Below are 1170 nucleotides of genomic sequence, written 5' to 3'. Positions count from 1 at the left end.
GGAGTTCACCGTGCCCGAAGCAGTCATCGTCGCGACGGCCCGTACGGCGATCGGGCGGGCCCGCAAGGGCACCCTCGTCGGCCTCGACGCCTTCGACCTCGCCGAAGCCGTCGTCCCCGCCGCCCTCGAACGCGCCGGGATCCCCGCCACCGACGTCGACGACCTCGTGCTCGCCGAGTCCTACCAGGGCGGCGGCGTCATCGCCCGGCACACCGCCGTCCGCCTCGGCCTCACCGGCGTCTCCGGCGTCGCCACCAACCGGCACTGCGCCGGCGGGCTCACCGCCGTCGCCATCGCCGCCGCCGGCATCCGCGCCGGCATGGACCACGCCGCCATCGCCGGCGGCACCGAAAGCCTGTCCAACCAGATCTACGGCTCCAAACGCGCCGCCGACGGCAGCCAGCAGATCTGGATGTCACCGCCCAACCCGAACACCCCCGAAGCACCGGCCTTCGACATGCCCCTCACGGTCGGCGAGAACACCGCCCGCGAGATGGGCCTCACCCGCCGCGACGTCGACGAGTGGACCGTCCACACCCAGCAGCGCGCCCTCGACTCCATCGACTCCGGCGCGTTCGTGGACGAGATCGTCCCCCTCGACGTCACCCGCCCCGACGGCACCACCGTCCGGTTCGACACCGACGAGCACCCGCGCCGCGGCACCACCCTGGAACGCCTCGCCACCCTGCCGGTGCTGCACCCCGAACTGCCCGACGCCACCGTCACCGCCGGCAACTCCGCCGGCCTCAACGACGCCGCCGCCGCCGTCACCCTCACCAGCGACACCTACGCGGCCTCCCACGGCCTGACCCCGCTCGCCCGGATCCGCGCCTGGGCCACCGTCGGCATCGAGCCGGCCCTGACCGGCCTCGCCCCCACCCTCGCCATCCCCAAGGCGCTCGACCGCGCCGGCCTCACCCTCGGCGACATCGACCTGTTCGAGATCAACGAGGCGTTCTGCTCCGTCCCCGTCGCCGCCGTCCGCAAGCTCGGCCTCAACCCCGACATCGTCAACGTCAACGGCAGCGGCGCCAGCCTCGGCCACCCCATCTCCGCCACCGGCGCCCGCATGATCGTCACCATGGTCGGCGAGCTCCGCCGCCGCGGCGCCACCCTCGGCTGCGTCTCCATGTGCGCCGGCGGCGGCATGGGCGCCGCCATGATCATCGA

Annotated in this window: 1 protein-coding gene; it reads left to right on the top strand. The window is 73.8% G+C overall.

Features of this window, described 5'->3' with window-relative positions; translation table 11 throughout:
* Positions 1-10: 10 nt before the first annotated feature.
* Positions 11-1170 (top strand): thiolase family protein (locus I6A81_RS00055; protein ID WP_203010054.1); only part of this gene is annotated, 1160 nt, incomplete at its 3' end.

Source organism: Frankia nepalensis, assembly GCF_016786325.1.
In the GTDB taxonomy this organism is placed as follows: Bacteria; Actinomycetota; Actinomycetes; order Frankiales; family Frankiaceae; genus Pseudofrankia; species Pseudofrankia nepalensis.
The sequence above is the reverse complement of the archived record's forward strand: the minus strand, read 5'-3'. Positions and strand labels throughout refer to the sequence as shown.